19 protein-coding genes are annotated in these 17,765 nt (G+C 53.3%); 14 read left to right on the forward strand and 5 right to left on the reverse strand.

Annotated elements, in window-relative coordinates; genetic code table 11:
• Positions 1 to 30: 30 nt before the first annotated feature.
• Positions 31 to 1,326 carry a globin-coupled sensor protein gene (locus EVJ30_RS06920; protein WP_131468493.1) on the reverse strand — a complete coding sequence of 432 codons (1,296 nt, stop codon included), beginning with the start codon at positions 1,324 to 1,326 and terminating at the stop codon, positions 31 to 33.
• A 205-nt stretch (positions 1,327 to 1,531) separates the two neighbouring features.
• Here EVJ30_RS06920 and rpoE point away from each other — a divergent pair, with 205 nt between their 5' ends.
• The 4 genes from rpoE (at position 1,532) to EVJ30_RS06940 (ending at position 5,404) form a co-directional block, all read left to right on the forward strand.
• A complete protein-coding gene (rpoE, locus tag EVJ30_RS06925) occupies positions 1,532 to 2,011 on the forward strand; it encodes a DNA-directed RNA polymerase subunit delta (protein ID WP_070328219.1) in 480 nt (159 codons plus the stop codon).
• Positions 2,012 to 2,245: 234 nt separating this feature from the next.
• Entirely contained in the window at positions 2,246 to 3,841 is a 1,596-nt protein-coding gene (locus EVJ30_RS06930) for a CTP synthase (protein ID WP_131457737.1), read from the forward strand.
• Positions 3,842 to 3,991: 150 nt separating this feature from the next.
• Positions 3,992 to 4,807, forward strand: coding sequence for a TVP38/TMEM64 family protein (locus tag EVJ30_RS06935; RefSeq protein ID WP_236636026.1), 816 nt, complete (start codon positions 3,992 to 3,994; stop codon positions 4,805 to 4,807).
• Positions 4,808 to 4,849: 42 nt separating this feature from the next.
• Positions 4,850 to 5,404, forward strand: a complete 555-nt coding sequence (locus tag EVJ30_RS06940) for a GNAT family N-acetyltransferase (protein WP_131468495.1) — start codon at positions 4,850 to 4,852, stop codon at positions 5,402 to 5,404.
• Here the strand turns inward: EVJ30_RS06940 and EVJ30_RS06945 are convergent.
• The 3 genes from EVJ30_RS06945 to EVJ30_RS06955 form a co-directional block, all read right to left on the reverse strand.
• Positions 5,396 to 6,136 (reverse strand): helix-turn-helix transcriptional regulator, encoded by a 741-nt coding sequence (locus tag EVJ30_RS06945; protein WP_161568821.1) that lies wholly within the window; start codon positions 6,134 to 6,136, stop codon positions 5,396 to 5,398. The two genes, EVJ30_RS06940 and EVJ30_RS06945, sit on opposite strands and share 9 nt — an antisense overlap.
• Positions 6,137 to 6,202: 66 nt before the next feature.
• Positions 6,203 to 6,415, reverse strand: a complete 213-nt coding sequence (locus EVJ30_RS06950) for a hypothetical protein (RefSeq protein ID WP_070328215.1) — start codon at positions 6,413 to 6,415, stop codon at positions 6,203 to 6,205.
• Positions 6,416 to 6,679: 264 nt separating this feature from the next.
• Positions 6,680 to 7,795: an NADH-dependent flavin oxidoreductase gene (locus EVJ30_RS06955; protein ID WP_131468497.1), complete on the reverse strand. Its 1,116-nt coding sequence runs from the start codon at positions 7,793 to 7,795 to the stop codon at positions 6,680 to 6,682.
• A gap of 281 nt (positions 7,796 to 8,076) precedes the next feature.
• Here EVJ30_RS06955 and EVJ30_RS06960 point away from each other — a divergent pair, with 281 nt between their 5' ends.
• A complete protein-coding gene (locus tag EVJ30_RS06960; RefSeq protein WP_131468499.1) occupies positions 8,077 to 9,732 on the forward strand; it encodes a glycerol-3-phosphate dehydrogenase/oxidase in 1,656 nt (551 codons plus the stop codon).
• Positions 9,733 to 9,776: 44 nt separating this feature from the next.
• Here EVJ30_RS06960 and EVJ30_RS06965 read toward each other — a convergent pair whose 3' ends face one another.
• On the reverse strand, positions 9,777 to 10,229 hold the full coding sequence (locus EVJ30_RS06965) for a hypothetical protein (protein WP_131468501.1): 453 nt from the start codon (positions 10,227 to 10,229) through the stop codon (positions 9,777 to 9,779).
• A gap of 111 nt (positions 10,230 to 10,340) precedes the next feature.
• Here EVJ30_RS06965 and EVJ30_RS06970 point away from each other — a divergent pair, with 111 nt between their 5' ends.
• The 9 genes from EVJ30_RS06970 (at position 10,341) to EVJ30_RS07010 (ending at position 17,637) form a co-directional block, all read left to right on the forward strand.
• Positions 10,341 to 10,685, forward strand: coding sequence for a YxeA family protein (locus tag EVJ30_RS06970; RefSeq protein ID WP_161568822.1), 345 nt, complete (start codon positions 10,341 to 10,343; stop codon positions 10,683 to 10,685).
• A gap of 107 nt (positions 10,686 to 10,792) precedes the next feature.
• Positions 10,793 to 11,155: a response regulator gene (locus tag EVJ30_RS06975; protein WP_236634094.1), complete on the forward strand. Its 363-nt coding sequence runs from the start codon at positions 10,793 to 10,795 to the stop codon at positions 11,153 to 11,155.
• 155 nt (positions 11,156 to 11,310) lie between these two features.
• A complete protein-coding gene (gene fba, locus EVJ30_RS06980; protein WP_131468505.1) occupies positions 11,311 to 12,165 on the forward strand; it encodes a class II fructose-1,6-bisphosphate aldolase in 855 nt (284 codons plus the stop codon).
• 226 nt (positions 12,166 to 12,391) lie between these two features.
• Positions 12,392 to 13,042: a fructose-6-phosphate aldolase gene (gene fsa / locus EVJ30_RS06985; RefSeq protein WP_035385995.1), complete on the forward strand. Its 651-nt coding sequence runs from the start codon at positions 12,392 to 12,394 to the stop codon at positions 13,040 to 13,042.
• 26 nt (positions 13,043 to 13,068) lie between these two features.
• Positions 13,069 to 14,322 carry a UDP-N-acetylglucosamine 1-carboxyvinyltransferase gene (gene murA, locus EVJ30_RS06990; RefSeq protein WP_131457728.1) on the forward strand — a complete coding sequence of 418 codons (1,254 nt, stop codon included), beginning with the start codon at positions 13,069 to 13,071 and terminating at the stop codon, positions 14,320 to 14,322.
• Positions 14,323 to 14,339: 17 nt separating this feature from the next.
• Positions 14,340 to 15,308: a class II fructose-bisphosphatase gene (glpX, locus tag EVJ30_RS06995; protein ID WP_131457727.1), complete on the forward strand. Its 969-nt coding sequence runs from the start codon at positions 14,340 to 14,342 to the stop codon at positions 15,306 to 15,308.
• A 100-nt stretch (positions 15,309 to 15,408) separates the two neighbouring features.
• On the forward strand, positions 15,409 to 16,335 hold the full coding sequence (locus EVJ30_RS07000) for an ATP-binding cassette domain-containing protein (RefSeq protein WP_131457726.1): 927 nt from the start codon (positions 15,409 to 15,411) through the stop codon (positions 16,333 to 16,335).
• Positions 16,325 to 17,095, forward strand: coding sequence for an ABC transporter permease (locus EVJ30_RS07005; protein WP_131457725.1), 771 nt, complete (start codon positions 16,325 to 16,327; stop codon positions 17,093 to 17,095). Before EVJ30_RS07000 ends, EVJ30_RS07005 begins: the two co-directional genes overlap by 11 nt.
• 56 nt (positions 17,096 to 17,151) lie before the next feature.
• Positions 17,152 to 17,637 carry a DUF421 domain-containing protein gene (locus EVJ30_RS07010; RefSeq protein WP_236634093.1) on the forward strand — a complete coding sequence of 162 codons (486 nt, stop codon included), beginning with the start codon at positions 17,152 to 17,154 and terminating at the stop codon, positions 17,635 to 17,637.
• Positions 17,638 to 17,765: the final 128 nt, after the last annotated feature.

The following is a 17,765-nucleotide window of genomic DNA, read 5'->3' on the forward strand; positions in this document are numbered from 1 at the left end:
GGTCAGCGACCAGGCCCGGCTTTCGTTTACTTACATTTCGGATTTTGTGAGCAGTGAAGACGTCAGGTGAGATAGTCCTTGCGTCGTCTCGTTGATGGCTGAGATCGTCTCGACCATCCGTCCGAGGTCTTGCTTGTTGCGTTCGAATGAGAGGACGTAGTTGCCCATCTCGTCTTTCACGGTCGAGAAGCCGACTTTGACCGCGCTCAACTGACGCATCGCCTCGTCGTTCGTCCGATGCATTTGTCCCATCTGGTCGAGCAGGGCGGCGATGTTCGTCTCGTTCTCGTGGATGAGTACGTTAATTTGACTGCTCAGCTGTTTGGCGTTCTCGGCGAGCGTCCGGACCTCGGTCGCGACGACGGCGAAGCCTTTGCCGTGCTCACCGGCCCGGGCCGCCTCGATTGAGGCGTTCAACGCGAGCAAGTTCGTTTGGTTGGCGATCTGTTCGATGCTGCGGGTCATGCTGACGATCTCTTGCGAGCCGTCTTTGAGTGCTGTGATGCGCTCGAGCGAGGCGTCGACGTATGTCGCCGATTGCGTGAACTCCGTCTCCATCTGCTCGATCTGTTTGCCGTTCGTTTGCGTCAGTTCCATCAAGTGACGGCTCATCTTCTCCGTCTGTTCGGTTTCAGACAACACTTGGTGGGCCCGGTCGCTCGTCTCGGACATGGCGGCGCCGGTCCGTTCCATCGTCGTCGCGACTTCCGTGCTGACACGACCGATATCGGTCAACAAATCGGTCCGGGCCGCGTTTGCCGATTCGATTTCACCGAGTCTGGCGTCGACGTACTGCTCGGTCACGATTTGAGCGTCTAAATTCATCGCGTGAGACAACGCGAGCAACGACTCGGTCATCGCCGCCGGATCGTGTTGATAGTGCTCGACGATTTTCGGGACGAGCAACGTGTTGAAGGCAGAATACGTCGCGAGGAACCAGACGACCGGTACCGAGAAATTATGGTGGGTCTGTCCCATGCGTTTACGCATGGCGAGAAACTTCTCATCGATCCGACCCGTCAACAAGCTGCGGAAGTAGTCGGCGAATACTTTTTTCAAACGCTCGCGCGTCGATGAGGCGTTGGCGATCTTGACCATGTCAGGCTGCAACATCAAATGGTCGAGTACGCTTTCTAGCACGTCATCAAGCACGGATTCGACGAGCGGTGCCATCGCTTGAAGTCGTTCGACTTGAGTTGACGTATAACCCATGTAATGCGCGCGTCCGCTCAGGCGGGTGTCTGACGGTTGTGCGATGGTCGCTGCGTCAGGGAAAGCGATTGATGCGGTATAATCAGTTTTTTTCGGTTTACGGAAAAGTGCCATTCAAAAATCTCCTTTTTCATCATATATAAAATAGATGTGTCACCTCTATATCGGTTGATTTTTGAAATTACTGAGTGGTCGATGTGTTCTCCACCCGTTCCAAGGTGTTCAAAGCAAGAAAATAATTTCCTCTAGCTTTTTTATATCGGTTTTGTTTATAATGAGGAGTGATGTTTAACTAGTGACGGAAAAGGAGTGTCCTTTAATGAATAAATCGTTGATCGATTTTGTTTACGAAATTCTTCAAAAGACTGGGGAGCAACCAGTTTCATTTGATGAAATCCGCGAGCAGATCAGACAAAACTATACGTTCACAAGTGAAGAGGAAGAGCTCGAGAAAATCGCGCAACTCTACACGGACATGAACATCGACGGACTATTCGTCAACTTGGGAGCTAACCGTTGGGCGCTTCGTGTTTGGTATCCGTTCGATAAGTCAGACGAAGATCTCGTCATTGAGGCACGCCAACGCGGCGAGCTCGACGAGTTCGAGGAAGATCTTGATGAGACGGACGAAGGCATCGTCGACATCGAAGACGACCTTGACGTCTTTGCTAAAGGTGAAGATTTCGATGCATCTGAATTTGATGCGGATGATGAAACTGAAAAAGTACCAGACCTTGACGAGTTCAAGGACGACGACTTAGACGACGACCTCGACCTTGAAGACGAGGACGACTTATAAGAGACCGCAAAAAGCCGGGCATTTGTCCCGGCTAGGCGTGTCTCTTTTTCTTTTTGGCACACGTAACCAAGAAAAAAATAATAACTTGACGACTGCATCGTCTCTGACGTAAATTAGTCATGGGCTAGTTTAGCACGTACGATGCAGCAAAAGTGTCCCCCATGTCAGTGGGGGCACTTTTGCTTTTTTTGTTTTTCGTTTCCCGATGTGGGCATTCAAGAGAGGAGAATGATGATGACAAAGTATATTTTCGTAACAGGTGGGGTAGTATCTTCACTCGGTAAAGGGATCACAGCCGCTTCACTCGCACGTCTGCTTAAAAACCGAGGTTTGAACGTAACGATTCAAAAGTTTGACCCATATATCAATATCGACCCAGGGACGATGAGCCCATACCAGCACGGTGAGGTGTTCGTCACGGACGACGGCGCCGAGACCGATCTTGACCTCGGTCATTACGAGCGTTTCATCGACATCAACTTGTCGCAAAACGCGAACGTGACGTCGGGACGCATCTACTCGACGGTATTGAAAAAAGAACGTCGCGGTGACTATAACGGGGGGACGGTCCAAGTCATCCCGCATATCACGAACGAGATTAAAGACCGCGTCTTCCGTGCCGGCCGCGAGACGAACGCGGACGTCGTCATCACAGAGATTGGCGGAACAGTCGGGGACATCGAGTCGCTTCCGTTCATTGAGGCCATTCGTCAAGTGAAGAATGACATCGGTAAAGAGAACGTCATGTACGTTCACTGTACGCTCGTCCCATACCTTCGCGCAGCTGGCGAGATGAAGACGAAACCGACACAACACAGCGTCAAAGAGCTCCGCAGTTACGGAATCCAGCCGGATATCATCGTGCTCCGTACCGAGTATGATATCCCGGAAGACATGCGTGAAAAGATTGCCCTCTTCTGTGACACGCGCAAAGAAGCGGTCATCGAGGCACAAGACGCGTCGACGTTGTATGAAGTGCCGCTCAACCTTCAAAAACAAGGCATGGACCAGCTCGTCAACGACTACTTCGGCTTCAACACGCCACCGGCTGACATGACGGCTTGGAAAAACCTTGTCCATACGGTCACGCACCTCGAGAAGAAAGTGAAGATCGCACTCGTCGGAAAATACGTCGAACTCCGCGACGCCTATATCTCGGTCGCCGAATCGCTCAAGCATGCCGGTTACGCGTTCAACGCCGACATCGACATCGACTGGGTCAACGCAGAAGACGTGACGGCTGAAAACGTCGATGCGCTTCTCGGCGACGCCGACGGTATTCTCGTCCCGGGCGGCTTCGGCGAGCGTGGGATTGAAGGGAAGATTGAAGCGACGCGTTATGCGCGTGAGAACAACGTCCCGTTCTTCGGGATCTGTCTCGGGATGCAACTCGCGACGGTTGAGTTTGCCCGTAACGTCTTGAAGTTAGATGGCGCCCACTCGGCGGAGATCGATCCGACGACGAACTACCCGATCATCGACCTTCTTCCTGAGCAAAAAGATATCGAAGATCTCGGTGGTACGCTCCGCCTCGGCCTTTACCCTTGTAAGCTTGAGCCGGGCACGAAAGCGCACGCCGCTTACAACCAAGAGCTCGTCTATGAGCGCCATCGTCACCGCTACGAGTTCAACAATGAGTACCGTGAAGCGTTCGAAGCGGAAGGCTTCAAGTTCTCGGGGACGAGCCCGGACGGCCGTCTCGTCGAGATCATCGAGATTCCAGAACACAAGTGGTTCGTCGCGTCACAGTTCCACCCAGAATTGATTTCGCGTCCTGAGCGCCCGCAGCGCTTGTTCCACGATTTCATCCAAGCAGCACTCGCAGAGTGAGGAAGAGGTCACGACCGTTTTCGGTCGTGGCCTTTTTTCTCGGGCAAAAGACTGACCGCTTCAACAGCTTAGGATGGATACATGTTCACCTAAATCCGGGTAAACTAAGAGTAGAACGGGGGAGGGCGATGTCACATGGGGGAACGAAACATGATTTACTGGGGGTATGGGGTCGCTTTAGTCGCGTTGAGCATATTGCCGTTTGTCGTCCTGCCGACACTCTTATTGCCGTATCAACTCGGATGGACCGGGGTTGTCCTGTTGGCTCTATCGATCGGTCTGTTGCGGTCGATCCGTGAAGGGTCGAGCGTCTATTTGAAGCAGATGTTGAAAGTGACATTCACGTTGTTTTTATTATTTGTCTTGATCTATTACGTCTCATTCGGTCTCATCTTATACGATACGTATGGGCTCGATCGTCTGCTCGAACGTTATGAAAATCATGCGGTCTGGGTGTTCGCCGCCTTCAGTTTCCTGCAACCGATCGCGTTGCCGGTCCCGGAAGCGATCAGCGTCCCGATCGGCAGTGTCGCCCTCGGTCCGTTGCGCGCGGCCTTGATCGGCAGTGTCGCGACGACGCTCGGCATTCTCGTCATGTACGGGCTCGCGCGGTTCGGCCGGGAGCGGGTCATGCACTTGATCGATGCGGATAAACTCGCGACGTATGATCGTTATGTCGGTAAGTACGGTCTCGGTGTCTTGCTCGTCTTGTTCATCATCCCGATCTTACCGGACGAAGTGATTTGCATAGCCGCCGGATTCAGCCGCGTGCCGTTCGTCCGTTTCGTGATGATCGCAGCCGGAGCGAAGCTCGTCACGTCGTTCGGGTTAGCTTATTCGGTCTCGCTCGGTGAACTGTTCGTGACCGGTACGAGCCCGTTCGCGGTCGTCTCGGTGACGGCAAGCTTGATCCTTGTCATCTTGGCGCTCGTCTGGCGGAAACGGAAAAAAGGGAATTCGAACTAACGTCTCGAATGAGTGGTGGGCACATATAGAGAGGACGATGTTATGTATCGAGATGAAGAACTGGTCATCCGACCAATCGAGGCGCACGACTTGGACCGATTATGGGAATTGATTTACAAAGAAGAGGCGCCTGAATGGAAACGGTGGGACGCACCGTATTTTGAACATCGCGCGCAAAGCTATGATGCGTATCGGGAAGGTGCGGATCGGCACGTCGGACGTGACGACATGTGGGTCGTTGAAGTCGATGGGACGGTATTCGGTACGGTGTCCTACTATTATGAAGACGCCGGGAAGGAATGGCTCGAAGTCGGGATCATCCTTCATCAGTCAGACCGCTGGAATCAAGGTGTCGGGACGAGGGCGCTCAAGCTTTGGGTCGACCATCTGTTCGGGACGCTCTCGACGGTTCGGGTCGGATTGACGACGTGGTCAGGGAACGAGCGCATGGTGCGCGTCGCTGAAAAGATCGGCATGCAGCTCGAAGGCCGGATGCGACGTGTCCGCGTCGTCCGTGGCGAGCGTTACGATTCGATTCGAATGGGCATGCTCCGGGAAGAGTGGGCAGACGAACAAAAGCGCGACGTCTCAAGTTGAGGCATCGCGCTTTTTAGACGTGAGAAACAATTGGCGGTATTGGAGCGGGGTCATCTGCTTGTACGTCTTGAACGTGGTGATATACGCCGTGCAAGAGGCAAAACAGTATTTTTCGCCGATGGCACAGATCGGCAGATTCGTACCGAGCAGGTCGGCGATCGACGCATCGATCCGTCGCCTGCGAATCCGTTCTGGCACACTTTCCCCGACTTCTTGTTTGAACAGGGCCGACAGATAGTTGTTCGACATACCGATTCGTTGGGCGATCCAAGGGAGCGATAACGCCGGTTCTTGCAGATGGTCCTCGATCAAGTGGATGATCGTCGTCACGTTCGGATTGGTCGATACGGGTGGGGACAAGAAAGCCATCATTTTCGTCAAGGAATCGACGATGACCGGGACGGCATAGATGAAGTCGAGCGTCGTCGTCAGTTCGTCGATCAAGATGAGGAGCGCACTCGTATATGTGAGCGCGGTCTGGACGTTTGGGTTGTCGACCGGGATCATGCGGATGACATGGTAGACGAGTCCGCGATAGTAGAAGCGGACACTCCTATATTCATCCGTGACCGGAAGTTTCAGAAGGTCGAACGTCAACGTTTCAAGCAATTGTTCGGCCCGGACCGGATGGGCGCTCCGGAGCGCACTCACAATCTGTTGGTCGAGCGCATAAAAGTTATCGAGCAGCTGAAAGTCAGCAAACAAGTTTTTGTCGCGCTGCAAGTGGTTCATAAATTGGCGTTCGATTTTGTTTTCCACCGGTCAAGTCACTTCTTTCATCGTACCATCGGGAATCGTTCATTTGTCTCGTTGAGCGTTTCGCATCGTCGCCTGCTTCAGCTCGGCGATTTCTTTGGCGAGTGCTTCTTCTCGGGAACGTGTGGATGATTCGAGGTGGTGTTCGAGTTCTTTGCTTTTGTTGCGATACGTTTCAGCCGCTTGTTTTGTGCGCTGGTGATGTTGATTAAGCTGTTTGTTGTGTACATCGAGATCAAACGGCTTTTTTGTCATATATATGCCCCTTTCAAAACAAGGTCAAACAGACAGGCGGAACGAATGATTGGTCTCGAGCCGCGGTCTCAATGAGGAAACGCTTCCTGTCCTTAGCTTACGAATGGGGCGAATGCTTGGAAAGTTAGGTCAACACGAAAGGAGCGGTGAAAAAGATGATAAATGTGACGAAAATGTGTCCGTAGAGACTTATTTGTGTCACAGTCCGGTCTCGTCTCCGAACGCAATAAAAAATCCGCAGACATATGTCTGCGGACAGCTTGCTTATTTGACTGCTTCATCTTTGATCGGGAACCAGCCGGCACGTGTCGTGATGGCGTTCCAAAGTGGGGCCGGGACAGCGAGTTCGGCTTGCTTGTTCAAGTCGAGCGCCGTTTCGATTTCCTCTTCACGATCCGTTTGTACTTTTTCAAGCCAGTCTGGGTCGATGATGAGTTCACGGCCGAGCGCGGCCAGGTCGATGACGTTCAAAGCGTCTTCGACTTGACCTGGGCGCTGAAGTTGTCCGACTCCGATGAGCGGGACGGCCCCGTTGATGCGTTTCGCGATCCGGTCGATCGAGCGCTCCATCACGTTCTCGTTGCGCATCGAACCGATATTGAAGTTCCAAAGCGAGGCGTGAAGGTAGTCGAGTCCTTCCTCGAGCAACATGTCGATCAATACGTCCGTGTCGTCGAGCGTGATACCTGGATCTTCGACTTCTTCTGGTGAGAAGCGATAGCCGATCAAGAAATCGTCAGCGTCTTTCGCCGCGGCTTTCACAGAACGGATGACTTCACGCGGGAACGTGAGACGCGCCTGTACGTCGCCTCCGAAGCGGTCGTCTCGGTGGTTTGAGTGCGGTGAGAAGAACTGCTGGATCAAGTACGTGTTCGCTCCGTGAATCTCGACGCCGTCAAATCCGGCTTCGATGGCACGGCGTGTCGCTTCACCGAATGCTTCGATGATCGCCTCGACTTCTTCTGTCTCGAGGGCACGCGGTGTGGCGGCACCTTCACGGACGGGTGCGACCGCGCTTGCGCTCACGGGTTGTTCGTTCGGGACGAGCTCTGGAGGAGACATGCGTCCAGCGTGGAAGATTTGCAGGACGGCTTTGGCGCCTTCTGCTTTCAAACTTTCAGCGAGTTGACGGAGACCAGTGATGAAGTGATCATCGCTCGCGCCAAACGCGTTCGGGAATCCTTTACCGTCTTCTGTCACATAGGCACACGCCGTGATGGCGAGACTGACATTTTTCGCTCGCTTCCGATAGTAGGCGAGTTCGTGCTCCGAAACCTCACCTGTCGGCTCGGACGAATAATGGGTCATCGGCGCAAGGACGAGCCGGTTATGAAGCTCGACGCCGTTTTTAAATTGAAAAGATTGTAACATGCGTTTCATGAAAACTCCTCCTTCGTAGTGATACTTTGAAGTCTAGTCTTCTGAATTTCAAATTGCGAGCGTGACGCTTTCGCTCAGGCAGGTTGCGCATCTGGTGAGCCGATCGATGGTTGAACAATAGAGAATGTCGATGGTTGAACAATAGAGAATAGGGTATAATACAGGAGAAAAGTTGATAACCGGTTGGAGACGACAGAGAGACCACGACATAGGAGGCGAAGCCTTATTTTGTTGTGGTCTCTTTGTTTATACGAACCGGATTCATTATAGGAGGGAATAAAGTGGAAATCAGAAACTTCTCAGCAAAAGAACGTGCCAAGCGATACGAACAATTGACGAGTGAGCGTCATGACATCCTCGTCGTCGGTGGGGGCATCACCGGTGCCGGAATCGCCCTCGACGCCGCTTCAAGGGGAATGAAGACGGCGGTTCTTGAAATGCAAGACTTCGCGGCCGGAACATCGAGCCGCTCGACGAAACTTGTCCACGGTGGCTTGCGCTATTTGAAACAGTTCGAAGTCGCGCTCGTCGCCGAGGTCGGGAAAGAACGCGCCATCGTCTATGAGAACGGACCGCACGTCACGACGCCGGAGCGCATGCTTCTACCGATGCACAAGGGCGGCACGTTCGGACCGCTATCGACCGCGCTCGGGCTGATGGTGTATGACTTCTTGGCCGGCGTCAAACGAGCGGAGCGCCGTTTGATGTTGAAGCCCGAAGAGGTGATCGAGAAGTCACCGCTCGTCAAAAAAGATGGGCTCGTCGGTGGCGGTTATTACGTCGAGTATCGGACGGACGACGCGCGCATGACGATCGAAGTCGCGAAAGAAGCAGCGAACCATGGCGCACTCCTCTTAAACTACTCGAAAGTGACCGGTCTCATATACGAGCAAGGCAAAGTCGTCGGCGTGAACGTCGAAGATCAAATCGACGGGAAGACGTATGAAATTTATGCGAAAAAAGTCATCAACGCGACCGGCCCATGGGTCGACGTGCTCCGTGAGCAGGACGGCTCGAATAAAGGCAAGATGCTTCGTCTGACGAAAGGGATTCATCTCGTCATCGATCAATCGAAGTTCCCGCTCAAACAAGCGACTTACTTCGATACACCAGATGGCCGAATGGTGTTCGCCATCCCGCGTGACGGCAAAGCGTACGTCGGGACGACCGACACGTTCTTCGATAAAGATAAGGCACACCCACGCATGACGACAGAAGACCGCGACTATATCTTGGGCGCGATCCACTATATGTTCCCGGATGTGTCGTTGACGGAAGATGACGTCGAGTCGAGCTGGGCCGGCATCCGTCCGCTCATCTATGAGGAAGGCAAAGACCCGTCCGAAATCTCACGGAAAGATGAGATCTGGCAATCGGACAGCGGCCTGATCACAATCGCCGGCGGTAAGTTGACAGGCTACCGGAAGATGTCTGAGACGGTCGTCGATCTCGTCGCGAAGCTACTCAAACAAGACGAGGGCATCGTCTTCCTCGCTTCACGGACGAAACATATGCCGATGTCGGGGGGACATGTGGGCGGTTCGAACGGCTTTGACGACTTCTTGACGAAGAAGACAGACGAGTTGAAAAACCTTGGTTTCGATGACGTGAAAGCGGAGCAGTTAGTCCGTCTCTACGGATCGAACATCGATCGCGTCGTCGAGCGGATGGATACGAACGCTTACGACCTGCCCGAGATCGTCTACGCGCAGTTGATGTACGGCATCGAAGAAGAGTCGGTCGTCCGTGCCATCGACTTCCTCGTCCGTCGGACAGGGGCGATGTTCTTCGACATCGACTTCGTCAGAGACTATAAAGACGGCGTCTTGCGCTGTATGGCCGATGTCTTCAAATGGTCGGATGCACGTCTCGCCGAGGAGCGGGAAGAAGTCGAGAAAGAGATCGACCTCGCCGTCGTCCCGGTCACGATCGACTAAACGTATACCAAAAGGAACTTCGCTCGCTTGAGCGAAGTTCCTTTTCATATGCCTAATTCTTCATAGTACGCTGTGATCCGGTCATCGATTGCGAAGACCATCTCCTCGTCGCCCGAAAAATAGAAGACAATATACGTTCCGTCCTCGCGATACACTTCCGCTTCGACGATGAGCGTTGTCGGCTGTCCGTCATACGTGACTTCAAGTTCACCGAGCGGATGCACGGTCGCCTCGTCTAAATCTGGATTGGAGACAAGTAGATGCATGCGCTCGACGTCTTCTGCTGAAATCGGTTCGTCGAAAACCTCGGAGATGAGTTTGAACGTCTCGGGTACGTCTTCTAATTCCGCATCTATTGAAGTAGCGAGCGGTATATCGTCTTCATAAACATCTTCATACGCGTCGGCAGACGGCTCTTCTCCGAACGTCCCAGCCGTGATGGCGACACCTCCGGCCAGCGTCACTAAAAAAAGTAAAAATCCGAATAGATGCTTCATGTCGTGTCTCCCATCATGTCTTGTACGTCGAGTATAACAAGAAGCGTTGCGTTTAGGAATCGCTCATATATGGTATTGGAAGATAGCGATCAATAGAAGTGAGGGATGCCCATGCAACGGAACCGAGTACTCATCGTCACAGTCTGTCTCGCGGTCTTTGCCGGATGGTTGGTCATCGATTTGGACCGTCTGTTCGCGGATACATATTATGTGAAAATCCCGAGGGTAGAGACGGCGGAGCGAGATGGGACGGACTATGTGTATACGACAATCGGCTATGATGAGGAACGAAAAAAGCGTTCGCTCACATTCACGTCTGACTCACGTCTCGCAGAAGGTGATTTTTTGCAATTGTACGTGAAAGATGAAGGGACGGTGACGTCGTATGAAATCGCCGACGAACGAGACGTTCCCTTCGAATTGAAAATGGAGCAAGCCGGGGAGGCGGGGACGTGAGCCTCGTTTCCATCTTTTAGAAAATGATGCGTCGCCAAACGAAAATGATTTTGGTATGGTTATATTATCGCACAAAGCTATAGAAGCTACGGAAAGAAGGTAACTGGATGTCACGCATGTTAATCGCAGACGACCAAGATGGAATTCGCTTGATGCTCGCCCAAGTGTTTAAAAATCTGGGCATCGAGGTCGACACGGCCCAGGACGGCTTGAGCGCTTGGGAACAGCTAGAACAAAGTACTTACGATTTGGTGCTGCTCGATATGAACATGCCGCGCATGTTCGGGCATGAAGTGTTACGGAACATGCGGAACAACGACATCGACACACCGGTCATGATCATGACCGCATTTGGGGAGAAATCGACAATCGAAGAAGTGCGTCGCCTCGGGATCACGGCTCAGTTCGAGAAGCCGTTCGATATTTACGGCATGATCGAGAAAGTGAAAGAAGTGCTCAACATTCAGTGAATCGTCACGAAGATGACATATGTAAACGCTTGCGTGGGGCCATTTCTATATGTGAATAGCATAGGCACAAGTTTTGACGTGTGTTATAATGGGAACGAATTGCACAGGGGCACTTTTCCCACAGTGCACAACAGCGAACAGAGGAGGACATCATTATGCCATTAGTATCAATGACAGAAATGCTTAACAAAGCATTCGAAGGCAAGTATGCAGTCGGCCAATTCAACATCAACAACCTCGAGTGGACGCAAGCGATTCTTCGCGCTGCGGAAGACGAGAAATCACCAGTTATCCTCGGTGTATCAGAAGGTGCAGCGAAATACATGGGTGGCTTCACAACAGTTGTTAAAATGACTGAAGGTCTCATGCACGACTACAACATCACTGTTCCAGTTGCGATCCACCTCGACCACGGTTCTTCATTCGACAAGTGTAAAGCAGCGATTGACGCTGGTTTCACGTCTGTTATGATCGACGGTTCACACCACCCGATCGAAGAAAACATCGAAATGACGAAACAAGTCGTTGAATACGCACACGCTAAAGGCGCTTCAGTTGAAGCGGAAGTCGGCACAGTCGGCGGCGAAGAAGACGGCGTCGTTGGCGGCGTACAATACGCTGACCTCGACGAGTGTGTACGTGTCGTAACGGAAGCGAAAGTTGACGCTCTTGCAGCGGCACTCGGTTCTGTACACGGAGAATACGCAGGCGAGCCAAACCTCGGCTTTAAAGAGATGGAAGAAATCGCGGAAGCGACGAAAACGCCACTCGTTCTTCACGGCGGTTCAGGAATCCCTGAGCACCAAATCAAAAAAGCAATCGAGCTCGGTCACAGCAAAATCAACGTCAACACAGAGTGCCAACAAGAATGGACTCGTGCGGTACGTGAGAAGCTCAACACTGACTCGAAAGTATATGACCCACGTAAAGTCATCGGCCCTGGTGTCGAAGCGATCTACAACGTCGTTACTGGAAAAATGCGTGAGTTTGGTTCAAGCAACCAAGCGTAATCTTGTCACATCAGTCGGTTCTCCTCGTGAGAACCGGCTTTTTTGTCGAAAAAAATTATGGGAAGTCATAGTCTGGACAGCCGTCGGTACACTCGCCGGTATCGCCTTCCTCACCACTTCGATGCTCGGCATTGCCGCGCTGGTGTAAAGGGTATAGCAATTCCGTGTCGATTTCCTCATAATAAGAGAGTAAGCGATTACAATCCGATTCGAGGAGGACATGTACATGCGTTTTTTCATTGACACGGCAAATGTGGAAGACATTAAGAAAGCCCACCAAATGGGCGTTATCGGGGGCGTGACGACGAATCCATCGCTCGTCGCGAAAGAAGGCGTCGATTTCCATACGCGGCTCCGTGAGATTTGTGAGGTCGTCGGGGACCTTTCAGTCAGTGCGGAAGTTATTGCACTCGACGCAGAGGGTATGGTCAAAGAAGGAAAGGAACTCGCGGCAATCGCGCCGAATATTACAGTTAAGGTGCCAATGACAGCAGCCGGTATGATCGCTGTCAATGAGTTTTCGAAGCTAGGCATCAAAACGAACGTGACGCTCATCTTTAACGCCAACCAAGCGCTCTTAGCAGCTCGGGCCGGTGCGTCATACGTCTCGCCGTTCATCGGTCGCCTTGATGATATCGGCCACGACGGTCTCGACCTCGTCGAGACGATTGCGAATATCTTTGCCATCCATGGCATCGATGCGGAAATCATCGCCGCGTCCGTTCGCCATCCGGTCCACGTGACGAAAGCAGCCCTGCTTGGGGCTAATATCGCCACGGTGCCATACAAAGTCATCGAACAGATGATGAATCATCCGCTCACTGACAAAGGGATTGAGCAGTTCTTAGCGGATTGGAATAACGCTCAATCCAAATAAGTTCGTCGTAGAAAGGTTTGATCATCGTGGAAATTCTCCATATCGTTGGACAGCAGAAGCTTGAAGGAACAGTTGACATTAGTGGCGCCAAACAGAGTGCCTTGCCTTGTCTCGTCGCAGCACTTCTTACCGAAGAACCGGTGACAATCGAGAACGTCCCCGTCATCGAAGATGTCGAAGTGATGCTCAGCCTATTACAAGAACTCGGGGTGACAATCGAGCGGGACGGGGAGCGGATGACGCTTCATGCAAAAGATGCCGTCGCCATGCCGCTGCTCGGCTCAGAAACTCGGAAAGTCCGGGCCGCTGTCTACTTACTTGGTGTGTTCGCAGCTCGTTTTGGGAAAGGGGCCGTTGGATTACCAGGGGGATATGCGATTGGTCCACGACCGATCGATTTACATTTGAAGGCGCTAGAACGTCTCGGCATTAAAGTCGAGAACGAGTCGGGTCTCTATCACGTCAACGCCGACAAGTTGGCCGGCAACCGGATCTATCTCGACCTTCGTTCATTCGGGGCGACGGTGAGCGCGATGCTCGCCGCGGTCCTGGCCGAAGGGACGACCGTCATTGAAAATGCCGCGACTGATCCGGAAGTCGTCGACGTCGCGACGATGCTGACATCGATGGGCGCATACGTCATCGGTGCCGGGACCGATGAGATTCGAATTAAAGGGGTCGAGCGCTTGCACGGCTGTACACATACGCTCATCCCGGACCGTCTTGAAGCCGGAACGTTTATGATTTACGGTGCGGTTGCAGGGGAAGTGACGGTTCGAAACGTCATTCCGACCCATTTAGAAGGGGTCATCCAAAAATTGATGGATTACGGTGCTGAAGTCGAGGTCGGGGAAGAAGCGATCACGGTTCGGGCGAAAGCTTTTGAACCGATTGATATTCGCGTCTTCCACTACGCGGGTTATCCGACCGATTTGCAACCGGTCATGTCAGCCGCTTTGTTGAAAGCGAACGGGACGAGCATCGTGACGGATAAGCTATACGTCCAACGTTTCCGTCATATCGCCGAAATGCGGCGGATGAACGCGCAAATCACGCTTGAAGATTCGTCGGCCGTCATTCGTGGCGGGACGAGGCTGGCGAACGCTGAGATGGAGGCTGCCGACGCTCGGAGCGCCGCGGCACTCGTCTTAGCTGGTCTGCAGGCAACGGGAGAGTCGACGGTTCTCTATGCAGAACGTCTGAACGACTCGTACGTCGACTTCGTCGGCAAACTAAAACAACTCGGCGCCCTCGTCTGGGTCGATGAGGTGTCCGAGTAACAAAGGGGAGAATTCGGGTGGAACGTAGTTTATCAATGGAATTGGTCCGGGTCACAGAAGCGGCAGCGCTGTCTTCGGCCCGCTGGATGGGGAAGGGCTTGAAAGAACAAGCGGACGACGCAGCCACAACAGCGATGCGCGAAGTGTTCGATACGATTCCGATGAAAGGGATCGTCGTCATCGGGGAAGGTGAGATGGACGAGGCACCGATGCTCTACATCGGCGAGAAAGTCGGGAACGGTTACGGCTCACGCCTCGACGTCGCCGTCGACCCGCTCGAAGGGACGAGCATCGTCGCGACGGGAACGTGGGGCGCGCTCGCGGTGCTCGCGGTCGCGGACGCAGGTGATCTTCTTCATGCGCCAGACATGTATATGGATAAGATTGCGGTCGGTCCAGAAGCGGCGGGACTGATCAGCCTCGATAACTCAATCGAAGAAAACATCGCGATCGTCGCCAAGGCTAAGGGCAAGAACGTCGAAGACGTCGTCGTCACGATTTTGCACCGTGACCGTCATGAAGAGATGATTCAACGGGTTCGGGCAACGGGAGCTCGTATCAAGTTGATCCCAGACGGCGATGTCGCGGCCGCCATCAACACGGCGTTCCCGAAAACCGGTGTCGATCTCTTGCTCGGCTCAGGTGGAGCGCCGGAAGGCGTCATCGCAGCCGTCGCCATGAAGTGCCTCGGTGGTGACTTCCAGGGACGGTTGTTGCCGGAAGACACGGCCCAGGAAAAACGATGCCAAGATATGGGTATCGCCGACACGGGGCGCATCCTGCTTCTTGACGATCTCGTCAAAGGCGAGGATTGTATCTTCGCGGCGACAGGTGTGACAGACGGTGAACTGCTCCGTGGTGTCCAATTCACGGGTCAGGGCGGTCAGACACACTCGGTCGTCATGCGCGCCAAATCGGGTACGGTCCGTTTCGTCGAAGGGATTCATTCATTGAAGAAAAAACCGAAAATGGTCATGAAACCTTAATTCTCTCGAGCTGCAGATTCTCTCTGCAGCTTTTTTGATGCGTTCTTTCATATTTAAAACATGAATAGAACGGGAATGAGAAAGGCAGGAGGTGGGGTCGATGATCGAAGTGGAGTCACTCGTCAAGACGTTCGGGGATGTACCGGCCGTCGACGGAATATCGTTTTCAGTGAAACAAGGAGAAATCTTTGCGTTTCTTGGTCCGAACGGGGCCGGGAAATCGACAGCTATACAGATGTTGACGACACTCATTCGACCGACGAGCGGGTCGGCGCGCGTGAACGGGTTTGATGTCGTCAAGCAGGAGAAGGACGTCCGGTTGTCCATCGGCGTCGCCCTCCAAGAGACGGGCATCGATAAAGTGTTGACCGGCCGGGAATTGCTCGTCCTTCAAGGACGGCTGTTCAAGATGACGAAACGTGAAGCAGAAGCACGGGCCGAGGAACTGCTGTCGGTCGTCTCGCTCGCGGATGCGGCTGACCGAAAGAGTGGCACGTACTCCGGCGGGATGCGGCGTCGGCTTGATTTGGCGCTCACGCTCGTCCATCGTCCGATCGTACTGTTTTTAGATGAGCCGACGACAGGACTCGACCCGGCGAGTCGAATCGAGATTTGGAGAGAGGTACGGCGTCTCAATCAAGAGTTCGGGACGACCATCTTTTTAACGACACAATATTTAGAGGAGGCGGACGAGCTGGCCGATCGCATCGCCATCATCCATCACGGTAAGATTGTCGTCGAAGGGACAGCGGAGGAATTGAAGCAGACCGTCGGAGGCGAGTCGATTACTCTAGTGTTTCATACCGATGCAGAAGCACAAGCCGCCGCTGAGCTATTCGGACAAGCCGCGACCGGACCGAGCCTCGTCTTCGAACTCCGCGACTACACGTTGACCGACGTCGTCCGGAAACTCGATGAGCAGGCGTTACAACCGGAGCGACTCACTGTGAAACAGCCGTCGCTTGACGACGTATTCTTGAAAGTGACGGGTGAATCGTACGAAGGAGGTGTGGCGAGTGTGGACTGAAACGTGGTTGTTTACAAAGCGGAGTCTGGTGACGACGATCCGCAACCCATTTTCATTTATCCCGAACTTGATGATTTCTGTCTTTTTCTTGCTCGTCTATACGAGCGGGCTGTCGAGTGTGGCCGCATTGCCGCAGTTCGGTGGTGGCGACTACTTGAATTTCATCTTGCCGGTATCGATCGTGTCAGGTGCTGTCGGCGGGGCCGGGGGGGCCGGCCAAGCGTTAGTGCGTGACATCGAGAGTGGCTATTTCGCCCGGTTGCTACTCACACCTTCGACACGGACTGCCATCGTGCTCGGGCCGATGATTGCCGGGATGCTACAGCTGTTCGTTCAAACGCTGCTCATCTTTTCTGTCGCGTTCTTACTCGGGTTATCGATTCCGGTCGGTGTGGCCGGGTTCTTGTTCACGGTTCTGCTCGCGCTCGGTTTCGGACTTGGCTTTGCCGGATACTCGGTCGGTGTCGCCTTGAAGACACGGAACGCCCAAGCCGCACAGGCCGGGACACTTCTCTTCTTCCCGCTCATCTTCTTGTCGACGACGTTCGTCCCGAAAGAGTTGATCGAGGCGGAATGGCTCAAAGTGGCGGCGACGTTCAATCCGACGACGTACATCTTCGAAGGCATGCGGGCCGTGTTGACCCAACCGACGATCGACTGGGGCGCCTTATCGGCAGGCCTTGCCGTGGCTGGAGGGATAAGTGTCATCATGATCGTCTTCGCGGCGACGAACGCACGCGGGGCCTTGAAACAAAAATGATGAACGACGAGTGAACTTTCGAAGTGATTGTTCAAAAACAGAAAAGGGGGGAGACGATGGATCAACTCAAAACGATGATGCAAATCATTTTGACAGGGATTGGGGCTTACTTTTCCATCATTTTTATATTACGTGTATCGGGAAAACGGACACTCTCGAAAATGAACGCCTTCGATTTTATCGTGACCGTTGCGCTCGGTTCGATTTTAGCGACGACGCTCACGAGCCGACAGACGCCGCTACTGAATGGGCTCGTCGCTTTTGCCACGCTCGTCGCGTTGCAATACGTCATGGCGAAGCTGGCCAATCGGTCAAAACGAGTGAACGAGCTGATTAAATCGACACCGACGATGCTATACTATCGGGGGAGTTACTTAGAAGCGGAGATGCGTAAAGAACGAGTACTTGAGATCGAAGTGCTCCAAGCCATCCGCTCGAGTGGGACCGCTCACGACAAAGTCGAGGCGGTTGTCCTTGAGACAGACGGGACGTTCTCGGTGTTGACGAGTACGGAAGCTGTTTTGCAAAACGTGCGTAAATGAAGGGGCTGGGACATAACTAGCCTGTTTTAAAGCTTTTCAATAAAAAGAGGGGTCCGGTCACCGATTTTCGGTGGCCGGACCCCTTCTTTGCACTTCCCCCGATGCCCACGGCGATGAACTTCCGTAGG

Origin of the sequence: Exiguobacterium sp. SH5S13, assembly GCF_004337085.1 — a bacterium.
GTDB lineage: Bacteria > Bacillota > Bacilli > Exiguobacteriales > Exiguobacteriaceae > Exiguobacterium > Exiguobacterium aurantiacum_A.